This is a genomic window from Nocardioides albus, from assembly GCF_014648255.1.
Lineage (GTDB): Bacteria > Actinomycetota > Actinomycetes > Propionibacteriales > Nocardioidaceae > Nocardioides > Nocardioides albus.
The window spans coordinates 386,776-410,447 of sequence record NZ_BMQT01000002.1; the positions used below are offsets into that span (position 1 = coordinate 386,776).

Below are 23,672 nucleotides of genomic sequence, written 5' to 3' on the forward strand. Positions count from 1 at the left end.
GCTCAGGCTCCGCGCAGTTCCTCGGCCAGCTCGGCGACGATGGCGAGCTGGTGCGAGAGCGTCCTCGCGGACGGCTGCTGGGCGATGAAGGTCTCCTCGAACGGATCGACGACCTCGGTGCGGATCCCGGACAGCGTCTCGACGATCGCGAGGCCGCAGAAGGGCACCTCGGACTCGGCGTACCCGCCCTCGTGGACGGCGACCACGCGGCCGCCGCAGACCTCGTCGGCGAGCTCCATGACCAGCGCGGTCATCTGGCGGAAGCTGTCGGCGTAGAGCAGCTGGCGGGCCAGCGGATCGACCATGTTGGCGTCGAGGCCGCTGGCGATGACGATCAGCTCGGGCGCGAAGTCGCGGACCGCGGGCAGGACGATGTCGCGCATCGCGGCCAGGTAGGTCTCGTGGCCCGAGCCCGGGGGCAGCGGCACGTTGAGGTTGAAGCCGAGCCCGGCGCCGCGGCCGCGGTCGGTGGTCGCGCCGGTGTCGACAGGGAAGCAGTTCTCCTGGTGGATCGAGACGGTCAGGACGTCGTCGCGCTCGTAGTAGACCGCCTCCGTGCCGTTGCCGTGGTGCACGTCCCAGTCGATGATCGCGACGCGGCCGAGACCGTGCGTGGCCTTGGCCGCCTCGACGGCGATCGCGATGTTGGCCAGCAGGCAGAACCCCAGGCCCTCCTCGGGCAGGGCGTGATGGCCCGGCGGGCGGGAGAGCGCGTAGGCGTTGCGGTAGCGGCCGGTCACCACGTCGGAGACCGCGCGCTTGGCGAGGCCGGCGGAGAGGGAGGCGATCTCGAAGCCGCCGTGCGAGAACAGGGCCTCGGCGCCGATCTCGCCACCCCGGCCCGCGCTGAGCTCCTCGAACCGGTCCAGGTACGCCGCCGGGTGCACGCGCAACAGGTCCTCGCGCGTCGCCGGCTCCGCGCTGAACACATCGAGCCGCTCGGTCAGACCGGAGACGTCGAGCAACGACTTGAACCGGCGCTTCGACTCCGGTGACTCGGGGTGGCCGCCGGTCGCGAGCGGCTGGAGCCACCCACCGACCGGCAGGAACAGAACGGCCTCACCGGTGCTGTGCCACAGGCAGCGTTCGTCGTGGTAGAAAGCCGTCCCCGCGGCTGTCATCACGCACGCGCCTGTCGGTCGTACGCCGCATAGCTGCGCTGGGTCGCGATGTGGCCGGCGACGTGCTTGGCGTCGTGCCACACGCCCCAGATGAAGCTCGAGCCGCGGCGGGATAGCCAGGGGAGACCGACGAAGTAGACGCCGGGCTCGGTGGAGACGCCGCGGCGGTGGGCCGGGCGGCCGTTCTCGTCGAGCGCGTCGACCTGGAGCCAGCCGTAGTCGGTCGCGAAGCCGGTCGCCCAGATCACCGTGGTGATGCCTGCCTCGGCCATGTCGACGGACCGCAGGGGTGTGGTCGCAGCTGAAGGGGCGGGGCCGAGCTCACGGGCCGAGGGCTCCTCGGGCAGGTCGATGCCGTTGCGGGTGACGTACTCGTCGGCGGCGTCGAGGAGGGCGAGGTAGTTGGCGTCGCCCTGGGCGATGTTCTCGGCCAGGTCCTCGCGGAAGCTGAGCGTGCCGCCGTCGTAGGTGTCCGTCATGCCGACGAGCTGGATCCCGCTCGCCTCGAGGGCGCGGAAGTCGATGGTGTGGCCGCCGCGTGCGCCGCTGACGGCGATCGTGACGTGCTCCGCGCCGGCGGCCGGGGTCTCCAGGTCCCACAGGCCGAGGACGCCGAGCCACCAGCAGAAGTCGCGGCCGCGGTAGCTGCGCGGGGGACGGTCGTGCGGGCCGACCGAGAGGTGGACCTGGCGGCCGGAGCGCTGCAGCTCGTCGGCGATCTGGACACCGGAGGAGCCGGCGCCGACGACGAGGACGTTGCCCTCGGGAAGCTGGTCGGGGTTGCGGTAGTCGCTCGAGTGCATCTGCAGGGTGACCGCGCCGTCGGGGACGATCGGCGGGTAGACCGGCCGCTGGAACGGGCCGGTCGCGGCCACGACGAACCGCGCGTCGATCACGCCCTCGGAGGTCTCGACCCGGAAGCCCGGCCGGCCCTCGTTGCGGGTCACCGAGGTGACCTCGACGCCGGTCCTGACCGGAGCGGCGATCTTCTCGGCGTACGCCTCGAAATAGGCCGCGACCTGGTCCTTGGTCGCGAACGCGTCCGCGTCGACGTCCTGGAACTCCAGGCCCGGGAATCGGTCGTGCCAGGCCGGGCCGTTCGCGACGAGCGAGTCCCAGCGCATCGTGCGCCAGCGCTCGGCGATCCGGTCACGCTCCAGCACGAGGTGGGGTACGCCGTTGTCGCTCAGGTGCTCGCTCATCGCCACGCCGGCCTGGCCGGCGCCGACGACGAGGACCTCGATCTGTTCGTTGGACATACCCGAAATCCTGAGCCGCCTCGTTGCTCGTGTCCAACAGATGTTGTTGGCCTTATCCATCGGATCGATCGATGCAGAGCTCGCCGACGGCCATTGCATCTGATTCATTGACGATAGTCCTTGGAAACATCTGTTGGACACATGCTCTGCGACGAGGTGGACTGGTCTTCGTGGAGACCAACAAGAGCATCGTCGTCGGCGGACACACCCGGATCCGCCCGTTCAACACCAGCGTCACCTATCCCGAGCAGAACCTCGACAACGACCTGTGCCAGGCCGTCGTCGCGGGCAACACCGTCTACGTACGCGGCCAGATCGGGCAGGACCTGGACACCAGCGAGTCGGTCGGCATCGGCGACGTCGAGGCGCAGACCGAGCAGGCGATGGCCAACATCAAGATGCTGCTCGAGGAGTCCGGTGCCGAGATGGAGCACTTGGTCAAGCTCACCATCTACATCGTCGACCCGCGCTACCGCGAGACGGTCTACCGGACGATCGGCCGCTGGACGAAGGGCGTGCACCCGATCTCCACCGGCATCGTGATCTCGGCCCTGGCCCGCCCGGAGTGGCTGGTCGAGGTCGACGCGATCGCGGTCATCCCCGAGGTGGCCAAGTGACCTTCTCCGTCCTCGCCACCGACGGCAACGGCGCCGTCGGCATCGCCGTCACCTCCTCCAGCCCGGCCGTCGCCGCGCGCTGCATCCACCTGCGTCCCGGAGTCGGCGGCGCCTCGTCGCAGAACATCACCGACCCGCGGCTGGGCACCGAGCTGCTCGAAGCGCTCGCTTCGGGCCTCGATGCCCGGGCGGCGCTCGCCTCGGTCACCCAGGGTCGCGAGCACATCGACCACCGCCAGCTGACCGTGCTCGGCCTCGACGGCGCCGGCGCGGCGTACAGCGGATCGGGGTCGCTCGGCGTCCACCACCACGCCGTCGCGCCCCAGGTCGTCGCCGCCGGCAACCTGCTGGCCGGCACCGAGGTCGTCGACGCCGTCGTCGCCGGCTTCGAGTCCGCGACCGGGGATCTGGAGGAGCGGCTGCTGGCCGCCCTCGAGGCCGGACTGGCAGCCGGCGGCGAGGCCGGACCACTGCACTCGGCCGGCCTCTCGGTCGTAAGCGACGTCGCCTGGCGGGTCACCGACCTGCGGGTCGACTGGAGCGACCACCCGGTCGAGGACCTCCGCGACCTGCTGAAGGTCTGGATGCCGCAGCGCGACGACTACGTCACCCGCGGCCTCGACCCCACCACGGCACCGTCCTACGGCGTGCCCGGGGACGAGTGAGTCGATGACCACCTCGAAGCAGTACGCCGCGACCACCGTCGGCAGCGACGCCGAGCGCCTCGTCCGGCTCTCCGAGCAACTGCACGCCAACCCCGAGACCGCCTGGGAGGAGCACAGCTCCTCGCGCTGGGTCGCGGAGTCGCTCGAGGAGGCAGGGTTCACCGTCACCCCGGCCTACCTCGGCCTGGAGACCGCGTTCCTGGCGACCTTCGGCAACGGCCCGTTCCGCCTCGGCCTCTGCGCGGAGTACGACGCGCTCCCCGGCCTCGGTCATGCCTGCGGCCACAACCTGATCTCCGCGATCACCGTCGGCGCCGCCCGCGCGCTCGCCCCGCTGGCCGACGCCGCGGGGCTCACCATCGAGGTCTACGGCACCCCCGCCGAGGAGGGCGGTGGCGGCAAGATCGAGCTGCTCGAGCGCGGCGCCTTCGCCGGCCTGGACCTGGCCATGATGGCCCACCCCGCTCCCGTCGACGTCGCCGAGGCCGAGCCGTTCGCGGTCTCCCACTCGCACGTCGAGTACCGCGGCAAGGCGGCCCACGCGGCGGCCTATCCCGAGCAAGGCGTCAACGCCGCCGACGCCTTCACCATCGCCCAGGTCGCGATCGGCCTGCTCCGCCAGCAGCTGCCGCCGACAGTGCGCGTGCACGGCGTGATGACCAACGGGGGAGAGGCGCCCAACGCCATCCCCGCGCGGACCGAGGGCCGCTGGTACGTCCGCGCCGAGAGCCTCGCCCAGCTCGCCGAGACCGAGGAGAAGGTCTGGCGCTGCTTCGAGGCCGGCGCGCTCGCCACCGGCGCGAAGCTCACCGTCGAACCGGAGAGCAAGCCGTACGCCGAGTTCCGCACCTTCGCGCCCGCGCTGGCGGCGTACCGGCGCAATGCCGAGGAGATCGGTCGGGTCTTCGACCCGGGCACGCCTGCCCGCCGGATGAACCGCGCCTCCACCGACATGGGCAACGTCTCCCAGGTCGTGAACGCGATCCACCCCTACGTCGGCATCAACTCCGGGACCGCCCTCAACCACCAGCCCGAGTTCGCCGCGCACTGCGTCGGCGGGGACGCCGAGAAGGCGATCCTCGACGCCGCGACCGCGCTGGCATGGACCGCGCTCGACGTGGCCGAGGAGGCGACGGCACGATGACCACCCTCGACGCCCCGCCCACCCGCACGGAACACGATTCGCTCGGCGCGTTCGAGGTCCCCGCGACGGCGTACTGGGGCGTGCACACCGCCCGCGCGCTGCGGAATTTCCCCATCAGCGGCACCACGGTCGGGACCCACCGCTCGCTCGTCGCGGCACTCGGCGCGGTCAAGCTCGCGGCCGCCCGCGCAAACCACGATCTCGGTCTGCTCGACGACCGCAGGTACGACGCGATCGCCGCCGCCGCGCAGGAGGTCCGCGACGGCGCCCTCGACGACCAGTTCGTCGTCGACGTGATCCAGGGTGGCGCCGGGACCTCGACCAACATGAACGCCAACGAGGTCGTCGCCAACCGTGCCCTGGAGATCCTCGGTCTGCCGTTCGGCAGCTACGACGAGATCCATCCCCTGGACCACGTGAACCGCTGCCAGTCGACCAACGACGTCTACCCGACCGCAGTGCGCCTCGCCCTGGTCGGCGCGATCGACCGCCTGGCCGAGGCGACCGCGGCCCTCGCCGACTCGTTCGCCCGCAAGGCGGCCGAGTTCCGCGCCGTCCCCAAGATCGGCCGTACGCAGCTCCAGGACGCCGTCCCGATGACGGTCGGCCAGGAGCTCGGCGCCTTCGCCACCACGCTGCGCGAGGAGCTGGCTCGGCTGGCCGACTCACGCATGCTGCTGTGCGAGATCAACCTCGGGGCCACCGCGATCGGCACCGGGATCACCGCCCACCCCGACTACCGACGGCTCGCCGTCCAGCACCTCGCCGAGATCACTGGCCTGCCGGTCATCGGCGCCGGTGACCTCGTGGAGGCGACCAGCGACACCGGCGCCTTCGTGCAGGTCTCCAGCGTGCTGAAGCGGATCGTCGTCAAGGCCTCCAAGATCTGCAACGACCTGCGGCTGCTCAGCTCCGGTCCTCAGGCCGGCCTCGGCGAGCTCCGGCTCCCAGCCCGCCAGGCCGGGTCGAGCATCATGCCCGGCAAGGTCAACCCGGTCATCCCGGAGATGGTCAACCAGGTCGCCTTCTGGGTGATCGGCAACGACCTCACCGTCACCATGGCGGCCGAGGGCGGCCAGCTCCAGCTCAACGCGTTCGAGCCGGTCATGGGCCACGGCCTGCTCCAGGGGTTCGGCTGGACCGCGGCGGCCTTCGACTCGCTGCGTGAGATGTGCGTGGACGGGATCACCGTCGACGCAGCCGCGCTCGCGGCCGCGGCCGCCACCAACGCCGGCCTCGCGACCGCACTGACCCCGCTGCTCGGCTACGCGAGGTCCGCGGAGATCGCCAAGGCCGCGCTCAGCGGCGAGGGCGCGGTTCGGGATCTGGCCCTGGCCACCGGCGTCATCGACCCGGTTGTGCTCGACGCCCTGCTGCGGCCCGAGACGCTCGCGAACCTCGACGTGCCCGGCCCCAACGTCGCGACACGGGAGTAAGAGATCGCGCAGCCTCGTGGTTCGGGCAAGATGACTCGCATGGCCGAGCCGTCCTTCACCCTGACCCAGCTGCGCTACTTCGCCGCGGCCGCGGAGCTGGGCAGCATGACCGCCGCGTCGCGGCAGCTCGTGGTCTCGCAGTCGGCCGTCTCCACGGCGGTGGCGCAGCTGGAGAAGGAGCTGGGCGTCCAGCTGCTGCTGCGCCACCACGCCCGCGGCCTGACGCTCACCTCGGCAGGCGAGGAGTTCTACCGCGAGCTGCGCAGCTATCTGGTGCACACCAACGAGCTGGTCGAGGTCGCGCGTTCCGCCGGGCAGGCGCTCGTCGGCGACCTCGCCATCGGCTGCTTCGCCACGCTTGGCCCCTTCGAGCTGCCGCGACTCCTGGCCGCCTGCGAGCAGGATCATCCCGGCATCCACGTCTCCGTCGTCGAGGACGAGCACGCGGCGCTCAAGCAGGCGCTGCGCTCGGGCCGCTGCGAGCTGGCGCTCCTGTACGGCTACGACCTCGACGACGACATCGACCACGTCCGGGTCGGACTCGCCGCTCCGTACGTCCTCGTCGGCAAGGGCCACCGGCTGGCCCGCCGCAAGAAGGTCGCGCTCGCCGAGCTCGAGGAGGAGCCGATGGTGCTGCTGGACCTGCCGCACAGCGGCCATTACTTCGAGAGCCTCATCGAGTCGGCTGGCTTCCGCCCCGAGATCCGCCACCGCAGCGCCGGCTTCGAGACGGTCCGGGCGATGGTCGCGAACGGTCAGGGGTGGTCGGTCCTCAACCAGCGCCCGGCCAGCGACACGACGTACGACGGTGCTCAGGTCGTGACCCTCGAGATCAGCGATCCGATCGAGCCGCTCGAGGTCGTGCTGGCCTCGATGAAGGGCGTACGCCTCACCGCCCGCGCGCAGGCGTTCGTCCGCTCCTCGGGCCGCGCAGCACGACGGCGGGAAGGCCGCTGAGCATCCCCCGTCGAGTCGGCCTGAACTGACAGCGAACCCCGCCGAGTCGGCGCGTCATGACCCGCCGACTCGGCAGGGATTGCCAGCTCTTCGCAGTTGAGGGTGTAGCGCGCGGCGGCGCTTCGGTGGCCGAGTAGGGGTCGAGGTCTCCCGAGGATGGGGGTGACTATGATCTCGAGCTCGAAGTGCTCGGGCAGCGGTTGGAGCCCGATCGGGCGATTCTCCGGGGGCCGGGTTGTCGAGCCCGACAGATGGTGTCGCCGCTGCGGATGCCAGGGCGCGGCCAGGGACACGGTGGTCCGGTGGTTGGCGCACGAGCCGTTCGGGTGGCTGCCCACGGTGTTGGAGGTCAGCCTCCGCCGATACCGTTGTAACGCCGCCTCCGACGACCCGGGAACACGGACCGACGACGCGCCGCGAGCCGTCAGTCAGTCGCCGACGCTGCCGTCGATCATCTCGCGCAGGATGTCCGCGTGGCCGGCGTGCCGGGCGGTCTCCACGATCACGTGCAGGTACATCCACGTCAGCTCCCTGCCCCGCGGTGTGGTGACCGCGTAGTCGAGGCTGTGCTGGGCGGCGATCTCGCGGGAGCGGTCGCACTCCGCCTGGTAGGCGGCGATGACGTCGTCGAGCTTCTCGTCCGGCTCCAGCCGCAAGTCGGCCTCCGGGTCTGCGTCGGTCCACGGCGGCGTGGGCAGCTCCGCGGCGGGGAGCTGCCCGATCTGCTCGGCGAACCCACCCAGTTCCACCCATCGCAGGTGTTTGATCAGGCCGCCGAGGTTGGTGCCGGTCGGCACCGGGCTGCGCCGGGCGTCCTCCTCCGACACCCCACGGGCCTTGCGCACGACGGCGTCGCGCAGGTAATCCAGGAACGTCTCCAGCTGCTCGCGCTCGCTGGCGGCGACCACGCTGCCGAGGATCTCACCGGGTCTAGGCATGGCCCGAACGTAGCACGCGGGCCGCCCCTCGCACCGGGGCTATTTTGGGCTCTTCGCAGTCGCAGTTGAGGGTGTAGTCCGGTCGGCAGCACCGGCTGACGGAGCTGTTCGCGGCCGACGCCCACGTCGAGGTCGAAGCCACCTGGGGCATCTACCAGCGGATGATCGCCGCCTACAGTGAGCCCGACCGAACCCGGCTGGCGGCTTCCGATCCCAACTACACCCTCGATTGTGAAGAGCCGGAATGCCGTCAGGATGAGCCGACTCGGCGGTGGTTCAGGCGTGCGAGGCGAGCGCCATCTCGCTCGGTGCGAGCGTGCGACCGCGCGTGAGCAGGTAGTAGACGGGCGCCGTGACGACCAGGCCCAGGATCCAGCTCAGGTCGGCGCCGTTGAGCTTGTCCGCGACCGGCCCGGTGTAGAGCGGCGTCGCCATGAACGGGATCTGGACGAGGATGCCGATCACGTAGGCGAGGATCGCCTGGCCGTTGAAGCGGCCGTAGATACCGCCGTCGGCCGCGAAGATCGAGTCGAGGTCGTAGTTGCCGCGGTGGATCAGGTAGAAGTCGATCAGGTTGATCGCGGTCCACGGGACCAGCACGACGAGCAGCGCGAGCACGATGTCGACGAAGTACGAGATGAAGTTGCTCGAGACACCGATGGCGAAGTACGTCGAGGCGGCCATGACGACCAGCGAGAGCACCACGCGGCTGCGAGCGGTCGGGATCCAGCTGGCGACGAACGTCTGCACGCAGGTGATGATCGAGAGCACCGTGCCGTAGAGGTTGAGCGCGTTGTGGCTGATCACCGAGAGCAGGAAGAGCACGAGCAGCGGGGTGCCGAACGCCCCGGTGGTGTCGCGGACCCCGGTCATGACCTCGACGCCGGGTGTCATCGCCAGCGCGACGATGGCACCGAAGGTGAACGGCAGGATCGAGCCGAGGGTGCAGCCGAGGTAGGTGGCGGTGAAGGTCGCCTTCACCCCGACGCTCGCCGGCAGGTAGCGGGAGTAGTCCGAGACGTACGGAGCGAAGGCGATCTGCCACAGCGCGCCGAGCGACACGGTCGCGAGGAAGCCGGCGGTGGTGTACTCACCCTGCGTCCAGAAGCCCGCGGGCACACCGGCGACGAAGATCGCGACCGTGCCGAGCACGATGGCGATGCCGAGCACCCAGGTGGCGACCTTGTTGAGCGAGTGGATCACCTTGTAGCCGATCACCGCGATCAGGCCGGAGCCGAGCGCACCGATGACGATGCCCGCCCCGACCGGGATCGGCTCGGCGATCCCGTGCAGGGACTGGCCGGCGAGGACGATGTTGGAGGCGAAGAACGCCAGGTACATCACGGCCGCGATCACGACGACGATCAGCGCCCCGTAGGAGCCGAACTGGCCGCGGCTCTGGATCATCTGCGGGATGCCCATCTGCGGGCCCTGTGCCGAGTGCAGCGCCATGAACACGCCGCCCACGAGGTGGCCGACCACGATCGCGACGACGCACCAGAAAAGGTCGAGGCCGAAGACGGTGACGCCGGCGGCACCCGTGACGACGGGCAGGGGAGCGATGTTCGTCCCGAACCACAGGGTGAACAGGTCGCGCACCTTGCCATGGCGGTCCTCGGGTGGGACGTAGCCGATGGTGTGCTTCTCGACGACTGGCTGGTCTGGCATGTTTCGTTTCTCCAAAGGTGTGAGGCGCCCCACCATGGTCGTGACCGGAATGTTCCTCTGGCAAACGAATCCTTTTGGGCTAGAGCATCGGCAATACCGATGACTCCCTCGGGTCAGGTGGCCCGGATAGATTGTCGGGGTGAGGATCACGGTCGTACGCGGGGACATCACCGAGCAGCAGGTCGACGCCGTCGTGAACGCCGCCAACTCCTCGCTCCTGGGCGGGGGAGGGGTGGACGGGGCGATCCATCGGCGGGGTGGTCCGGCGATCCTCGAAGAGTGCCGGCGCGTGCGCGCCGGGCATCTCGGCGGCGGTCTGCCGGTCGGTCAGGCGGTGGCGACGACCGCCGGCAAGCTTCCGGCGCGGTGGGTGATCCACACGGTCGGCCCGGTCTACACAGACGGCCAGGACAATGCCGCCCTGCTGGCGTCGTGCTTTCGGGAGTCGCTTCGAGTCGCCGACGAGCTGGGGGCTCGGACGGTGGCGTTCCCGGCGATCTCGACCGGCGTTTACCGCTACCCGCTCGACGAGGCTGCGTACATCTCGCTGTGGACGCTCGCCCGCACACCGACGGACGCCGAGGAGGTGCGGCTGGTGCTCTTCGACCAGGAGGCGTACGCCGCCTTCGACCGTGCCCGCGAAGCCCTCGATCCGTCCGACGAGGAGGTCGAGGCCGAGCTGCGGAAGGTGCCGGAGGAGAGGTGGCGAGACGTCTTCGAGGCCGCCGACGGGCTCACCGCCGACGACCGCGACTTCGCCTGGGGCGGCGGCCAGAAGACGGAGAGCGGTGCGATCCAGATGCCGTATCCGGTCTACAGCGACCGGGTCCGTCAGCTCTACCGTTCGCTTCCCGGCGCCGGCATCGACTGGATGAAATGGATGCGAGGCAACCCGCTCGTCCGCGACCCCAGCCGCCTGGCCGGCGCGCCGGTCGCCGATGCCGCTCGCCTCGCGACCGTCTGTGTTCGCGGCGAGCGGTTCAACGACGGCGTCTTCGGTCGTGCCGTCCAGGACGGCACGGTGGATGCGATCATCGCGCGGCTGCGTACCTGGTGCGAGACTGAACGCTGACGGGCCACGGCCTTTGTCTCGGGATCGGAAGTGAACTCATGCGCACTCGTGTCGTCGCCGGTGTTGTGATCGTGCTGCTGGCGATGGCGGCTGCTGGTGTCTGGAAGTGGCAGAGCGGCTTGACGCCGCACTATGAGAAGGCCACCGTGTGCGGCATCCGGTCGGCGCTCGTCGAGGACCTGTTCGGTACGGACCGGTTCGTGGAGAGCTACGGGTTCGGGCGACGCTGCTCAGCAGTCATCGGTGGGCCCGGGTCGGAGAACGGCGAAGTCGAGTTCATGCTGCACACGGACGACGAGTCGAGCTGGCCGAGGCGACTCCGAACGGTCGAGTCGAGCCCTCACCGGATCAGCTTCAACGGCGGCCGTGGCGGATACGGGCGCGTCGATGACAGCCTCGAGGGCACCTGGATGTGCTCGCGCTACTGGCCGGGCCTGTCAGCCATCTCGGTGTGGGCGTCCTCCGAGGTCGATGGGTCAGAGCAGGCTTTCGGGAAGGTGCTCAGAGCGGCAGTCGAGTACGCCGCCGGCTGTGACGCCGACCCGCTGGACGGGCCGTTCGAGGCGTGGGCAGATCCGACCGCATGCGGCATGAGCACCACGAGGGTCGTGTCGGTGCTCGGGACGAAGCTCCTCCGCGGGGCAGACCCCGATCCCCTGCCGCTCGGTGATCAGATGAGCTGGGTCTGTTCCTTGGTCACCGACAGCGTCGACGGGGACGTCGGAAGCATCGTCGCCGCGGTATCGGTCGAGCAGAACGACTGGGAGGACGAGCACCGGCGGATCAGGGCGGCCGAGGACTCCTTCGCGCTCGCCGGTGGGCAGGCGTACGTCGATGCTGGTGGCCCCGCCGGGAGGGCGTTCTGGGCATGTGATCTGGGGCCGGAGGTCGCGGGCGGTGGCGTGGTCGTGAGCATCGGTGCCGCCGGGGTTTCGGATCGGCCGGTCTCTGGGGGTGATCTTCGGGCAATGGTTGCGGAGGTTGCTGGCGATGTTGGTTGTGGGGTCTCCTGATGTCGGTGGTCGAGCTTGTCGTGACCCCCTTTTTGCCCCGCTGGTCGAGCCGCCGGAGCCGCTAGGCGGAGGCGTGTCGAGACCAACACGGTTCCCTGCCGGATCGTCTGGCCACCGGTGGTCGAGCTTGTCGACCCCTCCCTGCCGGCAGGGTTTCTTCTTGGCTGGTGTGGGCCGCCGACCCGAGTTCTACGGTCTTCTCGACGAACCCCGGAGTAAAGGACGGCCTTCGGCCGCCGGCTTCGCCGGCCGCTACCGCGGTCCTTGACACCGGGGCCCGTCGAGAAAATATTTGGCTGGCTATCGGGGCGGCGGCCCGGGTGTGGCGCAGCGGAATCATGCTTCGGAGCGGTGCTGTTTTCGGGGCGGAAGGGTGGCCCTTCGGGCCACTTAACGTCCACAGGTCTGATGCTCGTTCGCTGACCGCGAAAAGGTGGTTGACCTGGGAAAATAGATGGATTCCTGGGTTTGCGAAGGGTAGAATCAGACCCATCACGACACGCCTTCGAACACTCGGAAGGGAGGGGGTGGCGATGAGGCTGGACGGCAGCATCGATCACTGGGGCACCAACCCCGCTGATGCGATCGGAGCGGCTCTTGACGCCATCGAAACCTCCCTTGCTGGGTTGCTTGCGATGGACCCGGACTATTGGCGCACCAGCCAGAAGAAGGACTTCCTGGCCCGGGTCGAGAAACTCCAAGCCCAGCAGGCCGCGTTGAGGCTGCGGGTCCTGGCTTCCTCTGGTGACATTGCTGCTGAGACCGGTGACAAGGACGCCTCGGCCTGGATGCGGGCCGAGCTGTTGGTCGACAAGGGCGCGGCTCGGTCGCAGATCAAGCTCGCTGTTGCCGTGGCTCGGTATGAGCTGGTCGCTGCCGGCTTGGCTGAGGGTGTCGTCTCCCAGGCCAAGGCCAAGGTGATCACCAAGGCACTCGACAAGATCAAGACCGATCCCATCGCCACCGGCGAGGACCTGGTCCTGGCGGAGAAGCTGCTGGTCGAGTACGCCACCCAGATGACCGCCAACGAGCTGCGGATCGTGGGCAAACGGATCCTGGTCGAGGTCGACCCTGTCCGGTTCGAGGATGCCGAGGCCAAAGCACTCCTGGCCGAGGAAGAACGTGCCCAGCAGAAGACCGCGCTACGGGTCTGGGACAACCACGACGGCACCATCGGGTTCGACGGTGTGCTGCCGACCGCGATCGGGATGCGGTTCAAACGGCAGGTCGAGGCCTGGGCACAGCCCCGCAAACAACAACTGGTGGAGAAGGGTGCTCCGCTGCCTCCGTGGGAACGGTTGATGGGCCAGGGCTTCGCTCGGCTGTTGGAGACCATCGACCCGTCTGCGCTGCCCCTCCATGGCGGCGACGCGACCGTGGTCAACGTGGTGATCTCCCTCGAGAACCTCCGCAAAGAGCTCGGGACCGCGACCCTAGGGTTCGACGAGACCAACGGCACCACCATCACCGCCGCCGAAGCGCGTCGGATGGCGTGCGACGCCACCATCATCCCCTGGGTCCTGGGCGGTGACAGCGTGGTCCTCGACGCCGGCAGGGAGAGCAGGTTCTTCCAACCCATCCAACGCAAAGCCATGCGGTTACAGCAGAAGTGCTGCCAAGCCGAGGGCTGCGACATGCCCCCGGAATGGTGCGAGCCCACCACCTCAACCCCTGGGCCGCCGGCGGAAGAACGGACCTGAACGACGGGGTCCTGTTGTGCCCGCATCATCACCGGCTGGCGCACGCCCCGGGATTCACACATGAGCGCCTGCCCGACGGCACCATCCGGTTCACCCGACGGCGCTGAGCGAAAGTCTGCGTCTGCTAGTTCTCGACCGATCCGAACCCGCGGAGACGGAGGTTGTCCCTTATCTCGCTGAGCTTCGCGCTCGTCGCCGCGGTGGGCTCCGTCGCCTGTGCAGCAAGTCGGAGGGCTTTGTCGATCTCGCTGAGTTTCGCGGAGGACACGGTGGCGGCTCGCTCGATCAGGTCGTCGCGGGACAGGGTGGTCAGCCACGTACAAGGGGTGGATCCCGAGCGCGGGAAAGCGAACCGAAGCACGCCTTCGAAGGGCAGCCCTTCATCGGCGCCTATCGCCACCTCGATGCCCAGGCCGGCCATGTCGACACCCGCAGGGGCGACGACCTGCATCACCTGGATCCCGGACGCGTTGTCTCCCGACAGCAGGACGAACAGCCGCCGCTCGTCGAGCTCCACCCACCAGACTTCGCCACGTTGCACAGGTCCTCCTGACCTAGGACGGCAGGCCGGTCACAGCGTAGACCCTGCCCGCTGGCCGTGAACGCTGCGTCGGATTCCCGCCGGACGTCGCTGGAGGAGCGCCCTAGTTTCGAGTCATGGACACGCATGTCGACATCGATCCGGCCATCCTCTACTTCGGCACGCCCGTGGCGGTGCTTTCGACGCTGAACCAGGACGGCACGACCAACTTGATGCCGATGTCGTCGGTCTTCTGGCTGGGGCGTACGGCGGTTCTCGGGATCGGTGCTTCGTCGCAGACGGCGCTCAACCTGACGGATCGGCCTGAGATCGTCATCAACCTGCCCAGCGTCGACCTGGTGACCGAGGTCGACCGGCTCGCGCTGACGACGGGCAACGCGGCGATGTCGGCGGGCAAGGCCGCACGCGGATATGTGCACGTGGCCGACAAGTATGGGCATGCCGGGCTCACCGCGTACGGGTCCGACACGGTCCTGCCTACGTCGGTCGCGGAGTGCCCGGTGCACATCGAGGGAACGGTTGCGGCGCTCCACGAGCTGCGGGAACCGAAGCTCGTCGCTGTGGAGGTCGCGGTGAGTGCGGTCCGAGTCATGCCCGAGCTACGCCTCGAGGGCCACCCCAACCGGATCGACCCGGACCGCTGGAGACCCTTGGTGATGAGCTTTCAGCACTTCTACGGCCTCGGTGATCGTGTCCACCCGTCCCGGTTGGCGAGCATCGACGAGGAGCTCTACCGCTGACCGGGTCGATCGGTCAGAAGGAAGCCGGAGACCAGCGGGCCGAGCTCGTCGGCGGCGGTCACCAGGCCCAGGTGGCCGTCGTCGTAGACGTGCAGCGTCGCGTCGGGGAGAAGGAGACGCAGGATCCGGGCGTTGACCAGCGGGATGATCGGGTCGTCGCGGCCGGCGAGGATCAGCGTCGGCTGGCGCACGAGAGGCAGCCCGGGGAGGCTCGACCACCCCGCACCGGCAAGGAGCTGCAGCAGATACCCGCGGCGTGAGCCGATCCGGGACTGGTCGTGCAGCAGTCTGGCGGCAAGGTCCGGTTCCTCGCGCATCCTGCCGCCGTACAGCTCGGCGGCGATCGACCGGGCGTAGTCAGGGTCCAGGTAGCGCTGCGGGGTGAGCATCTTGGCGAGGACCCGCGGGTGCGCAGGCACCATCAACGCACCCGTCGCCGTGGCGGCCAGGACGAGCCGACGACACCGGCGCGGGTTCTGGAACGCCACCTGCTGAGCCAGGCCGCCGCCCCAGGAGATGCCGAGGACATCGAACCGCTCGTAGCCCAGGCGGTCCAGCAACCTGGTGAGGAACCAGGCGAGGGACGCGAAGCTGTACGGGATCCGAGGTGTCGGCGATCCTCCCACGCCGGGCACGTCGAAGGAGACGACCTCGATGCGCGGGTCCACGCGATCGACGAAGGGTTGCAGGAGGTCGAGACTGGCACCGATCCCGTTGCACAGGACCAGCGGGGGACCGGAGCCGGTCCCCGGTCGCACCCCGACGCGGATCCGCTGACCGAGCATGCTGACGTGGCGCAGCCTCGTCGACGCCACGGCACTCATTTGTCGAAGACGTAGGTGCCGGGGGCCTCGGCCAGCGGCTGCAGGCGGATCGAACCGAGCTCCTTCGGGGCCGGCTTCAGCTCCCCGCTCCGCTCGTCGAGCCAGCGGGAGACGTCGGGCCACCAGCTGCCTTCGTGGGTCTCGGCACCCTTGAGCCAGGTCCGAGAGTCAGGGCCGTGCTCGTCGTTGGTGTGGAAGCTGGCCTTGGGGTTGCCCGGTGGGTTCACCAGGGCCGCGATGTGGCCGCTGGTCGAGAGCACGAACCGGGTCTCGCCGCCGAACAGCTGCGTCGTCCGATAGCAGTTCTCCCATGGGGTGATGTGGTCGGCGACGCCGGCCACGATGTAGGAGTCGACGCTCACCTGGCCGAGGTCGATCGGCACCCCGAGCACCGACAGGCCGCCGGGCTCGGTGAGCTGGTTCTCCATGGCCAGGTCGACGAAGTCGTGGTGCAACGCTGCCGTCATCCGGGTGGTGTCGGCGTTCCAGAACAGGATGTCGAAGGCCGGCGGACGCTTCCCGAGCAGGTAGTTGTTGACCCAATAGCTCCAGATCAGGTCGTTGGGCCGTAGCCACGCGAAGACCTCGGCCAGGGATCGGCCGTCGAGGTAGCCCTTGCGAGCGGAGCGGGCCTTCGCCTGCTCGGCGATCCGCGGGTCGGCCAGCGCGGAGATGGTGCCGGCGCCTCGGTTGTCGATCACGGTCACCGCCAGCAGGACGCCGGCCAGCCGGTCCTGCCGGCCGATGCCGGCCAGGTAGGCCGCCACGATGCTCGCCAGGATCCCCCCGGAGCAGATGCCTGCGAGCGCCGTTCGAGCGCTGCCGGTGATCTCCTCGACCGCATCGAGCGCCTCCAGGATGGACGCCACATAGGTGTCGAAGCCCCAGTCGGCGTGACGGAGGTCCGGGTTTCGCCAGGAGATGACGAACATCTGCCGGTGCTGCTGGACGCTGTACTCCACCAGGCTGCGCCCGGGAGCGAGATCGATGGCGTAGAACTTGTTGATCGTCGGCGGGACGATCAAGACGGGTACGTCATAGACCTCGTCGCACTGCGGCTCGTACTGGATCAGCTCCAGGACGTCGTTGCGGAACACCACCGCCCCAGGGGTGCCTGCGATGTTCTCGCCGAGGGTGAACCCGGAGGTCTCCACCATCTCGGGGATCCGCGGTGCGCTGGCGAGATCCTTGACCAGCTGCCGCGCGCCGCGCGCCAGGCTGAGGCCAGCGGTGTCGATGACGGCCTTGGCAGATGCCGGGTTCACCAGAGGTACGTTGCTCGGCGAGCCGGCCTCGACCAGGTTCTCGACGAGGAACCGCACCCGCTCCCGGTCACGGCTGTCTAGGTCGGCGTCGGCGACCAGCTTCTCGAGCGTGTCGCCCCCGGCGAGATAGAGCTGCATGAGCCGCCTGAGCAGCGGGTTCTCGGTCCAGCCGGTGTCCGCGAACCGCCGGTCTCCGCGCCGCGGGGCGACGTCGGATCCGCCGGTCACTATCCGGAGGGTCTCGGCGCCGAGACCTCCCAACCTGCGTACGGTGGTGCGCGGCTTGCGGACCAGCGAGGCGGCCCACTTGGCTGTCGAGCGGTCAGGTACGAGACGGCGTATCGGGCCGAGGGCGGCGTCGACCAGCAGCACGTCGAGCGGCGCCGAGGTGTCGGCGAGCCGGGTGTTCTCGGTCGTGCTCATCCCGCTGCCGTGTCTGCGCTCGCCGGCGCGATGATCTCGCGCTTCAGGATCTTCCCGGTCGGTCCCTTTGGCAGCGCGTCGAGGATCCAGACCTGACGCGGGTACTTGTACGCAGCGACCTGCTGCTTCACGAAGTCCTGGAGCTCGGGGCCGGTGACGGTCGCCCCCGCACGCAGGGAGACCGCGGCGCCGACCTCTTCGCCGAGGTCCGGGTGCGGGATGCCGATCACGGCGGCCTCGGCGACCTCGGGGTGCTCGTAGAACACCTCCTCGATCTCGCGCGGGTAGATGTTGAAACCACCGCGGATCACCAGGTCCTTCAACCGGTCGACCACGAAGAAGAACCCGTCCTCGTTGACGCGTCCCAGGTCCCCGGTCCGGAACCAGCCGTCCTCGGCCAGCACCGCTCGGGTGGCATCGGGCTTGTTCCAGTAGCCCTTCATCACGTTGTGACCACGGATCGCCAGCTCCCCGACCTCGCCCGTCGCGACCTCCTGCCCATCGTTGCCGACCGCGCGCATCTCGACCCCGGACACCGGCCGACCGATCGAGCCGGCCTTCCGGTCACCTCCGGGGCGGTTGAACGAGGCGACCGGTGAGGTCTCGGAGAGTCCGTAACCCTCGAGCACCTCACAGCCGAACTGCTTCTCGAAGCGATGCAGGACCTCGACCGGAAGGGCGGCTCCGCCGGAGACGCAGATGCGGAGGTCGGGAAGCTCGGGGGCGTCCGGGACGCCGAGGAGGGCGGCGTACATGGTCGGGACCCCGGCGAACATGGTGGCGTGGTCCCGCTCCAGCATCGCGAGCGCGGTCGCGGGGTCGAAACGGGGGAGCAGCAACAGGGTGGCACCGGTGGACATGGCGGTGTTCAGCGTGACCGTCTGTCCGAACGCGTGGAAGAGCGGGAGGCCGCCGAAGACCACGTCGTCGCTGGTGAGCCGCAGCAGATCGGACTGGGTCACCGCGATGTTGCTGATCAGGTTGTCGTGGGTGAGCTCGGCCCCCTTGGGGCTTCCGGTGGTGCCCGAGGTGTAGAGGATCACCGCGGTGTCGCCGGCCGCTCGGTCGATCACGGCGTCGCTGGGTTCGTGGCTCGCGAGCAGCTCTGCGAACCCCGTCGGGTCGACCTCGATGACCTCCGTGCCGGTCTGCTCGGCCCCGGCCTGTGCCTCGGCGATCATGCCGTGCCAGGCAAAGTTCAGCTCGGCGCCGGAGTCGGAGAGGTAGTAGGCCACCTCGCGGGCCTTGAACAGCGGGTTCATCGGCACGACGACACCGCCGGCACGGAGGATGCCGTAATAGATCGCGGCGAACTGGGGGACGTTGGGCAGCATGACCCCGACTCGGTCGCCGGGAGTGAGGCCGCGCGCCACCAGCAGACCGGCCACCCGAGCGCTCGCATCCGCCAGCTCTTGATAGCTGACCGTGAGGTCGTCGAGCTTCAACGCCGTGCGTTCCGGCTGCTCCTGGGCTTTGTCGGTGAAGAGCTGTGCGATGTTCATTGCGGTCCTCGGGCTAACGGACGATCGGGTCTGTCCAGCATGTCGTCGCGGCCCCATTTCCGCTTCGGTCGGCTGCACGAACTTTCTCCCGCGGATTGTGTGCTGGGGCACAGTTTTCGTCATGAACCCACGCTCGAGGTCATCCGATTTATGCCGTCTGACCTGCGGTTATGTCCGCGTCCCGGTGACCCGCCCGTAGTGCGAGGGTAAAGATGTGGTTGGGTAGTTCCGGATTTTCGAACGTAAGACGAATGGTCGTGGAGGTGTTCTGAGGGCGTGTGGGACTTCATCGAGGAACGACATAGACAGATCCTTTACGACGGTTTTCAACACGTCTATCTCGTGGTGCTGGCGGTCGTCGCGGCCACGTTTATCGCCGTTCTCATCGCGATGTTAGTCACCAAGATCCCGCGCTTGAGCGGCGTCACCAACATGCTCAGCGCGATCGGTCTGACCATCCCCGGCTTCGCCTTGGTCGGGCTGCTGATGCCGGCCACCGGCATCGGCAACACCACCGCCTTCATCTGTGTCTGCTTCTACGCTGTGCTGCCGATCCTGCGCAACGCGGTCGTCGGCCTCCAGGGGGTCGAGCCGGTGCTGCTCGAGTCGGCTCGCGGCATGGGCATGGGGGAGGCCGCGGTCATGGCCCGCGTACGCCTCCCGCTGGCCTGGCCCGTGATCCTCGCCGGCATCCGGGTCTCGCTGCAGATGTCGATGGGCGTCGCGGCGATCGCGGCGTACGTCCTCGGGCCCGGGCTGGGGAGCTACATCTTCAGCGGCCTTGCCCAGATCGGCGGCAAGAACGCCCTCAACTACGCGCTGGTCGGGACGCTCGGCGTCGTCGTGCTGGCGTTGATCCTCGACCTGTTGCTCGTGCTCGTCGGGCGCGTGACCATTCCGAAGGGAATCCGAGTCTGATGACCACCACACCTGCACCCACCCCCAACGAGGTCAGCGACCTCAGCGACGTCAGCGGCATCGAGATCGAGCTCGACGGGGTGACGAAGCGGTATCCCGGACAGAAGGCGGCCGCCGTCGACTCGCTGAGCCTGACCGTGCCGGCCGGCGAGATGGTCATGTTCGTCGGGCCGTCGGGATGCGGCAAGACCACCTCGCTGAAGATGATCAACCGGCTGATCAAGCCCACCTCCGGCACGATCCGGCTCGGTGGCGAGGACATCTCGGGCCGCAGCTCCGACGAGCTGCGCCGCCACATCGGCTACGTCATCCAGGGTGGCTCGCTCTTCCCGCACATGACGGTCGCGACCAACATCGCGATCGTGCCGAGGCTGTTGGGCTGGAGCAAGTCGCGGATCGCCGAGCGCGTCGACGAGCTGCTCGATCTGGTCGGCCTCGAGCCCGGCCGTTACCGCGACCGCTATCCACGTGAGCTCTCCGGCGGCCAGCAGCAGCGGGTCGGCGTGGCGCGCGGGCTCGCCGCCGATCCGCCCGTGATCCTCATGGACGAGCCCTTCGGTGCGGTCGACCCGATCACCCGGCAACGGCTCCAGGACGAGCTGCTCGGCATCCAGCGCGAGCTGCACAAGACGATCGTCATGGTCACCCACGACATCGACGAGGCGATCAAGCTCGGCGACCGGGTGCTGATCCTCCAGGAGGGTGGGCACATCGCGCAGTACGACACCCCCGAGCGGATCCTCGCCGCGCCCGCCAACGACTTCGTCGACGACTTCGTCGGCTCCGGTGCGGCGCTCAAGCAGCTCACCCTGTCCCGGGTCAGCGACATCGACCTCCAGGAGACGACCACCGCCACGGTCGGCGGATCCGGTGCGGAGGCGATCGCCCGGGCCAAGGCCGCCGGCGACGGCAGCGTCGTGATCCTCGACTCCCGGCGGCGACCGGTCGCCTGGCGGTTCCTGCGGGAGCTCGCCCGCCACGAGACGATCCAGGACGGGGACCGCGAGAAGCTGGTGACCCTCGACGAGCGCTCGACCCTCAACGACGCCCTCGATGTCATGCTCGCCTCGAGCTTCGGCGGCGGGATCGTCTGCGACGCCCGCGACCAGTATCTCGGGGTGGTCTTCTTCGACAGCGTCACCGACCACATGCGTACGGTGGAGCGGACGGTCGCCCGCGAGGTGGCCGCCGAGGAAGCGGCAGCCGATCGCGGGCAGGTCGAGGCATGACCACCACCCTGGACCCGACCGTCGTCGCCCCAGAGAAGACCGTACGCCGCTCCCGGCTCCGGCCTGCCGGTGGCGAGAGCGCGGCCATGCTGATGGTGCTGCCGATCATGGTCGCCGCCCTGTTCATCGGCTACGTGATCTGGCGCCAGACGGCGGAGCTGGACTCGATCGAGGAGTCCGCGCTGGCCTGGCCGGCGATCTGGTCGCAGCTTGGCGAACACATCGTGATCACCCTGGTCTCCTCGGCGATCGTGGTCCTCATCGCGGTGCCGCTGGGCATCCTGCTGACCCGTGGCCGGGCCAGGGCGATCGCCCCGGCTGTCGTCGCCGTCGCCAACGCCGGCCAGGCGGCGCCCTCGATCGGGCTGATCGTGCTGCTCGCGATCTGGCTGGGCTTCGGCTTCTGGACCGCCGTGCTCGGGCTGGTGATCTACGGGCTGCTGCCGGTGCTGCGCAACACCATCACCGGGCTGCAGGGCGTGGATCCGACCTTGGTGGAGGCGGGCCGGGGCATCGGGATGTCGGCACCGCAGGTCCTACTACGCGTCGAGCTCCCGCTCGCGCTGCCGGTGATCATGGCCGGCATCCGCACCGCGCTGGTGCTCGTCGTCGGCACCGCGGCGCTGGTGACCTTCATCGGCGCCGGCGGCCTCGGCGACGCGCTGACCTCGGGGATCAACCTCTTCCGGTTCCCGGTCATGGTCTCCGCGGCTCTGCTGATCGCACTGCTGGCGCTCCTCATCGAGTGGGTGGGCCGAGTGCTCGAGACCGTCCTGCGACCGAAGGGGATCTGATGAGGCTCAAGCGAATCACCCTGGCGATCACCACCGCGGTCGTCGCCGTCGCCCTGTCCGGGTGCAGCATCGGCCTGGGCACCGCAGGCGGTCTCACCAAGTCCGGTGCGCTGGTGGGTCCCGTCGAAGGGATCGACCTCGAAGGAGCCAGCTTCTCGGTCGGCTCGAAGAACTTCACCGAGCAGATCCTGCTCGGCAAGATGACGGTGATCCTGCTCAAGTCTGCCGGCGCCGAGGTCCAGGACCTCACCAACATCCCGGGCAGCGCGGCCGCCCGCGAGGCCCAGCTGGCCGGACAGGTGGAGATCACCTGGGAATACACCGGCACCGCCTGGCTGACCTATCTCAACAACGCGAAGCCGATCCCGGACGAGCGCAAGCAGTATGTCGCCACCCGTGACGCCGACCTGCGTGAGAACGACCTGGTCTGGCTTCCGCCCGCGCCGTTGAACAACACCTACACGATGGCGATCAGCGCGGAGAGCGCGAAGAAGTACGGCATCACGAAGCTCTCGGAGATGAGCAAGGTGCCGCCGGCGGAGCGTACGTTCTGCGTCGAGTCGGAGTTCACCAACCGGCCCGACGGGTTGGAGGGGATGCTCGAGACCTACGGCCTGCCGCTGGGCAGCCCCCAGGGGATCCCGAGGAAGAACCTGCGTACGCTGCAGACCGGCGCGATCTACGACGCGACCGCCAAGGGACAGTGCACCTTCGGCGAAGTGTTCACCACCGACGGCCGGATCGAGGCGCTCGACCTGACGGCGCTCGAGGACGACCGCAGCTTCTTCCCGAAGTACAACGCGGCCGTGGTCCTACCCGAGCAGCTGCTCGAGAAGCACCCCGAGCTCGAGAAGCTGTTCGAGCCGGTGTCGGCGATGCTGACCAACGAGGTGATCGCCGGGCTCAACGCGGAGGTCGACGTCGAGGGACGTGACCCCGCCGAGGTCGCCTGGGACTGGCTGCGCCAGGAGGGTTTCGTCAGCTGACGGCTCAGCCCGCTGCGGCGGCCGCCTTGATCTCCTCGAACTGCGCGCCCATCCGGGCGGCGAGGGCCTCGGCGGCACGCAGCGGGCGGACCATCACCTTGAAGTCGACGATCCGGCCGTCCTCGTCGTAGGTGACGAAGTCGCAGCCGTTGAGCTCGAGGCCGTCGACCGTGGCGGTGAACTCGTAGGCGTGGTGGGCGTCGTCGTGGATCTCGCGGACGTAGGTGAAGTCCTCGAACACCTTCACCACGGCGCGCAGGATCGCGGCGGTGATCGCCCGGCCGGGGTACGGCTTGAACGCGACCGGGCTGGTGAACACGACGTCGTCGGCGAGCATCGCCTCCACGGCGTCCATGTCCTTGGCCTCGATCGCCTCACGGAAGGTGGTCATCTGGGCTCCTCTGGGTCGACTGCTGGGAGAGAGCCTAGAGGGACGTGTGGTGCGGCGTCCGCTCAATCCTCCGGCCGCTGTTGAGGGAGTGGCCGATGCCGATCCCCACTGCCGCCGGGACGAGGACGAGGCCGGCGATCAACGGTGTCAGGTTCACCAGATCGCTCCACAGCACGTCGAGGTCGCGACCTTCCTCGACCCAGATCCGAACCGGGCCGCTGAGTCCGACCACGACGGCGATCACCGCCCAGCGCACGAAGACGACGGGCAGGCGACTCGCGTGGTAGCCGTCCCACAGGCCCCAGAGCCCCGAGACGGTGAGCAGCAGGGCGAAGAAGATCAGGCCTGCGCCGATGTCTGCGTCCTCGGTCGGGAAGAGCCTGGTCACCACGATCGAGAACAGGAGGCTGCCGCCGAGGAGCGCGGCGAGGCGTACGAAGAGCTTCATGTCTCCAGACTCCCCGATCGC

At 68.9% G+C, this 23,672-nt stretch carries 24 protein-coding genes and 2 pseudogenes; 16 read left to right on the forward strand and 10 right to left on the reverse strand.

Translation table 11 applies throughout. From position 1 onward, the window contains the following. Positions 1-2: 2 nt before the first annotated feature. The gene (locus tag IEY84_RS05100; protein ID WP_183544941.1) at positions 3-1,121 is read right to left on the reverse strand and encodes a histone deacetylase-like amidohydrolase; all 1,119 of its coding nucleotides are present in this window, start codon (positions 1,119-1,121) and stop codon (positions 3-5) included. Then, positions 1,121-2,380 (reverse strand): flavin-containing monooxygenase, encoded by a 1,260-nt coding sequence (locus IEY84_RS05105; protein WP_183544939.1) that lies wholly within the window; start codon positions 2,378-2,380, stop codon positions 1,121-1,123. Before IEY84_RS05105 ends, IEY84_RS05100 begins: the two co-directional genes overlap by 1 nt. A 170-nt stretch (positions 2,381-2,550) precedes the next feature. Between IEY84_RS05105 and IEY84_RS05110 the strand changes: the two genes are divergently transcribed. The 6 genes and pseudogenes from IEY84_RS05110 to IEY84_RS05135 all read left to right on the forward strand — a co-directional run. Next, entirely contained in the window at positions 2,551-2,997 is a 447-nt protein-coding gene (locus IEY84_RS05110; RefSeq protein WP_183544938.1) for a RidA family protein, read from the forward strand. Then, positions 2,994-3,662, forward strand: a complete 669-nt coding sequence (locus IEY84_RS05115) for a DUF1028 domain-containing protein (protein ID WP_183544936.1) — start codon at positions 2,994-2,996, stop codon at positions 3,660-3,662. Before IEY84_RS05110 ends, IEY84_RS05115 begins: the two co-directional genes overlap by 4 nt. Before the next feature lie 4 nt (positions 3,663-3,666). Then, the gene (locus IEY84_RS05120; RefSeq protein WP_183544933.1) at positions 3,667-4,806 is read left to right on the forward strand and encodes a M20 family metallopeptidase; all 1,140 of its coding nucleotides are present in this window, start codon (positions 3,667-3,669) and stop codon (positions 4,804-4,806) included. After that, on the forward strand, positions 4,803-6,242 hold the full coding sequence (locus IEY84_RS05125) for an aspartate ammonia-lyase (RefSeq protein ID WP_183544931.1): 1,440 nt from the start codon (positions 4,803-4,805) through the stop codon (positions 6,240-6,242). The genes IEY84_RS05120 and IEY84_RS05125 overlap by 4 nt, the downstream gene beginning before the upstream one ends. 39 nt (positions 6,243-6,281) lie before the next feature. After that, positions 6,282-7,199 carry a LysR family transcriptional regulator gene (locus IEY84_RS05130; RefSeq protein WP_183544929.1) on the forward strand — a complete coding sequence of 306 codons (918 nt, stop codon included), beginning with the start codon at positions 6,282-6,284 and terminating at the stop codon, positions 7,197-7,199. Positions 7,200-7,369: 170 nt separating this feature from the next. After that, positions 7,370-7,571 (forward strand): annotated as a pseudogene (locus tag IEY84_RS05135) (ISL3 family transposase); the annotation flags it as partial. 56 nt (positions 7,572-7,627) lie between these two features. Here IEY84_RS05135 and IEY84_RS05140 read toward each other — a convergent pair. After that, the gene (locus IEY84_RS05140; RefSeq protein WP_183544927.1) at positions 7,628-8,137 is read right to left on the reverse strand and encodes a DinB family protein; all 510 of its coding nucleotides are present in this window, start codon (positions 8,135-8,137) and stop codon (positions 7,628-7,630) included. Between the two features lie 276 nt (positions 8,138-8,413). After that, on the reverse strand, positions 8,414-9,805 hold the full coding sequence (locus IEY84_RS05145; RefSeq protein WP_183544925.1) for a purine-cytosine permease family protein: 1,392 nt from the start codon (positions 9,803-9,805) through the stop codon (positions 8,414-8,416). A 139-nt stretch (positions 9,806-9,944) separates the two neighbouring features. Between IEY84_RS05145 and IEY84_RS26610 the strand changes: the two are divergent. From IEY84_RS26610 to IEY84_RS26620, 5 genes and pseudogenes are all read left to right on the forward strand, one after another. Further along, positions 9,945-10,442: pseudogene (locus tag IEY84_RS26610) on the forward strand (O-acetyl-ADP-ribose deacetylase); the annotation flags it as partial. A 51-nt stretch (positions 10,443-10,493) separates the two neighbouring features. Continuing rightward, positions 10,494-10,877, forward strand: coding sequence for a DUF6508 domain-containing protein (locus tag IEY84_RS26615; RefSeq protein WP_229788395.1), 384 nt, complete (start codon positions 10,494-10,496; stop codon positions 10,875-10,877). A 38-nt stretch (positions 10,878-10,915) separates the two neighbouring features. Further along, positions 10,916-11,890, forward strand: a complete 975-nt coding sequence (locus IEY84_RS05155) for a hypothetical protein (RefSeq protein WP_183544921.1) — start codon at positions 10,916-10,918, stop codon at positions 11,888-11,890. 533 nt (positions 11,891-12,423) lie between these two features. Further along, the gene (locus IEY84_RS05160; protein ID WP_229788360.1) at positions 12,424-13,590 is read left to right on the forward strand and encodes a 13E12 repeat family protein; all 1,167 of its coding nucleotides are present in this window, start codon (positions 12,424-12,426) and stop codon (positions 13,588-13,590) included. Next, positions 13,536-13,697, forward strand: a complete 162-nt coding sequence (locus IEY84_RS26620; protein WP_229788361.1) for an HNH endonuclease signature motif containing protein — start codon at positions 13,536-13,538, stop codon at positions 13,695-13,697. Before IEY84_RS05160 ends, IEY84_RS26620 begins: the two co-directional genes overlap by 55 nt. A gap of 17 nt (positions 13,698-13,714) precedes the next feature. Here IEY84_RS26620 and IEY84_RS05165 read toward each other — a convergent pair whose 3' ends face one another. Then, on the reverse strand, positions 13,715-14,131 hold the full coding sequence (locus IEY84_RS05165; protein ID WP_183544919.1) for a putative type II toxin-antitoxin system PemK/MazF family toxin: 417 nt from the start codon (positions 14,129-14,131) through the stop codon (positions 13,715-13,717). Positions 14,132-14,247: 116 nt separating this feature from the next. Between IEY84_RS05165 and IEY84_RS05170 the strand changes: the two genes are divergently transcribed. Next, positions 14,248-14,871, forward strand: a complete 624-nt coding sequence (locus tag IEY84_RS05170) for a flavin reductase family protein (protein ID WP_183544916.1) — start codon at positions 14,248-14,250, stop codon at positions 14,869-14,871. Here IEY84_RS05170 and phaZ read toward each other — a convergent pair. From phaZ to IEY84_RS05185, 3 genes are read right to left on the reverse strand one after another with little or no spacing between them, the layout of a single operon-like run. Then, complete coding sequence (gene phaZ, locus IEY84_RS05175; RefSeq protein WP_221208736.1) at positions 14,862-15,686, reverse strand: poly(3-hydroxyalkanoate) depolymerase; 825 nt, start codon at positions 15,684-15,686, stop codon at positions 14,862-14,864. The two genes, IEY84_RS05170 and phaZ, sit on opposite strands and share 10 nt — an antisense overlap. 5 nt (positions 15,687-15,691) lie before the next feature. Next, positions 15,692-17,383 carry a PHA/PHB synthase family protein gene (locus tag IEY84_RS05180; RefSeq protein ID WP_183544912.1) on the reverse strand — a complete coding sequence of 564 codons (1,692 nt, stop codon included), beginning with the start codon at positions 17,381-17,383 and terminating at the stop codon, positions 15,692-15,694. Beyond that, positions 17,380-18,885: a long-chain-fatty-acid--CoA ligase gene (locus IEY84_RS05185; protein WP_183544910.1), complete on the reverse strand. Its 1,506-nt coding sequence runs from the start codon at positions 18,883-18,885 to the stop codon at positions 17,380-17,382. Before IEY84_RS05185 ends, IEY84_RS05180 begins: the two co-directional genes overlap by 4 nt. A gap of 276 nt (positions 18,886-19,161) precedes the next feature. Between IEY84_RS05185 and IEY84_RS05190 the strand changes: the two genes are divergently transcribed. Genes IEY84_RS05190 through IEY84_RS05205 form a run of 4 tightly spaced genes read left to right on the forward strand, consistent with a single transcriptional unit; the run spans position 19,162 to position 22,812 of the window. Then, positions 19,162-19,803: an ABC transporter permease gene (locus IEY84_RS05190; RefSeq protein WP_183544908.1), complete on the forward strand. Its 642-nt coding sequence runs from the start codon at positions 19,162-19,164 to the stop codon at positions 19,801-19,803. Next, complete coding sequence (locus IEY84_RS05195) at positions 19,803-21,032, forward strand: ABC transporter ATP-binding protein (protein ID WP_183544906.1); 1,230 nt, start codon at positions 19,803-19,805, stop codon at positions 21,030-21,032. Before IEY84_RS05190 ends, IEY84_RS05195 begins: the two co-directional genes overlap by 1 nt. Then, positions 21,029-21,826, forward strand: coding sequence for an ABC transporter permease (locus IEY84_RS05200; protein WP_183544904.1), 798 nt, complete (start codon positions 21,029-21,031; stop codon positions 21,824-21,826). The genes IEY84_RS05195 and IEY84_RS05200 overlap by 4 nt, the downstream gene beginning before the upstream one ends. Beyond that, positions 21,826-22,812 carry a glycine betaine ABC transporter substrate-binding protein gene (locus IEY84_RS05205; protein ID WP_183544902.1) on the forward strand — a complete coding sequence of 329 codons (987 nt, stop codon included), beginning with the start codon at positions 21,826-21,828 and terminating at the stop codon, positions 22,810-22,812. Before IEY84_RS05200 ends, IEY84_RS05205 begins: the two co-directional genes overlap by 1 nt. A 4-nt stretch (positions 22,813-22,816) precedes the next feature. Here IEY84_RS05205 and IEY84_RS05210 read toward each other — a convergent pair whose 3' ends face one another. Continuing rightward, a complete protein-coding gene (locus tag IEY84_RS05210; RefSeq protein ID WP_183544900.1) occupies positions 22,817-23,203 on the reverse strand; it encodes a nuclear transport factor 2 family protein in 387 nt (128 codons plus the stop codon). A gap of 34 nt (positions 23,204-23,237) precedes the next feature. Beyond that, positions 23,238-23,651, reverse strand: a complete 414-nt coding sequence (locus tag IEY84_RS05215; RefSeq protein ID WP_183544898.1) for a hypothetical protein — start codon at positions 23,649-23,651, stop codon at positions 23,238-23,240. Positions 23,652-23,672: the final 21 nt, after the last annotated feature.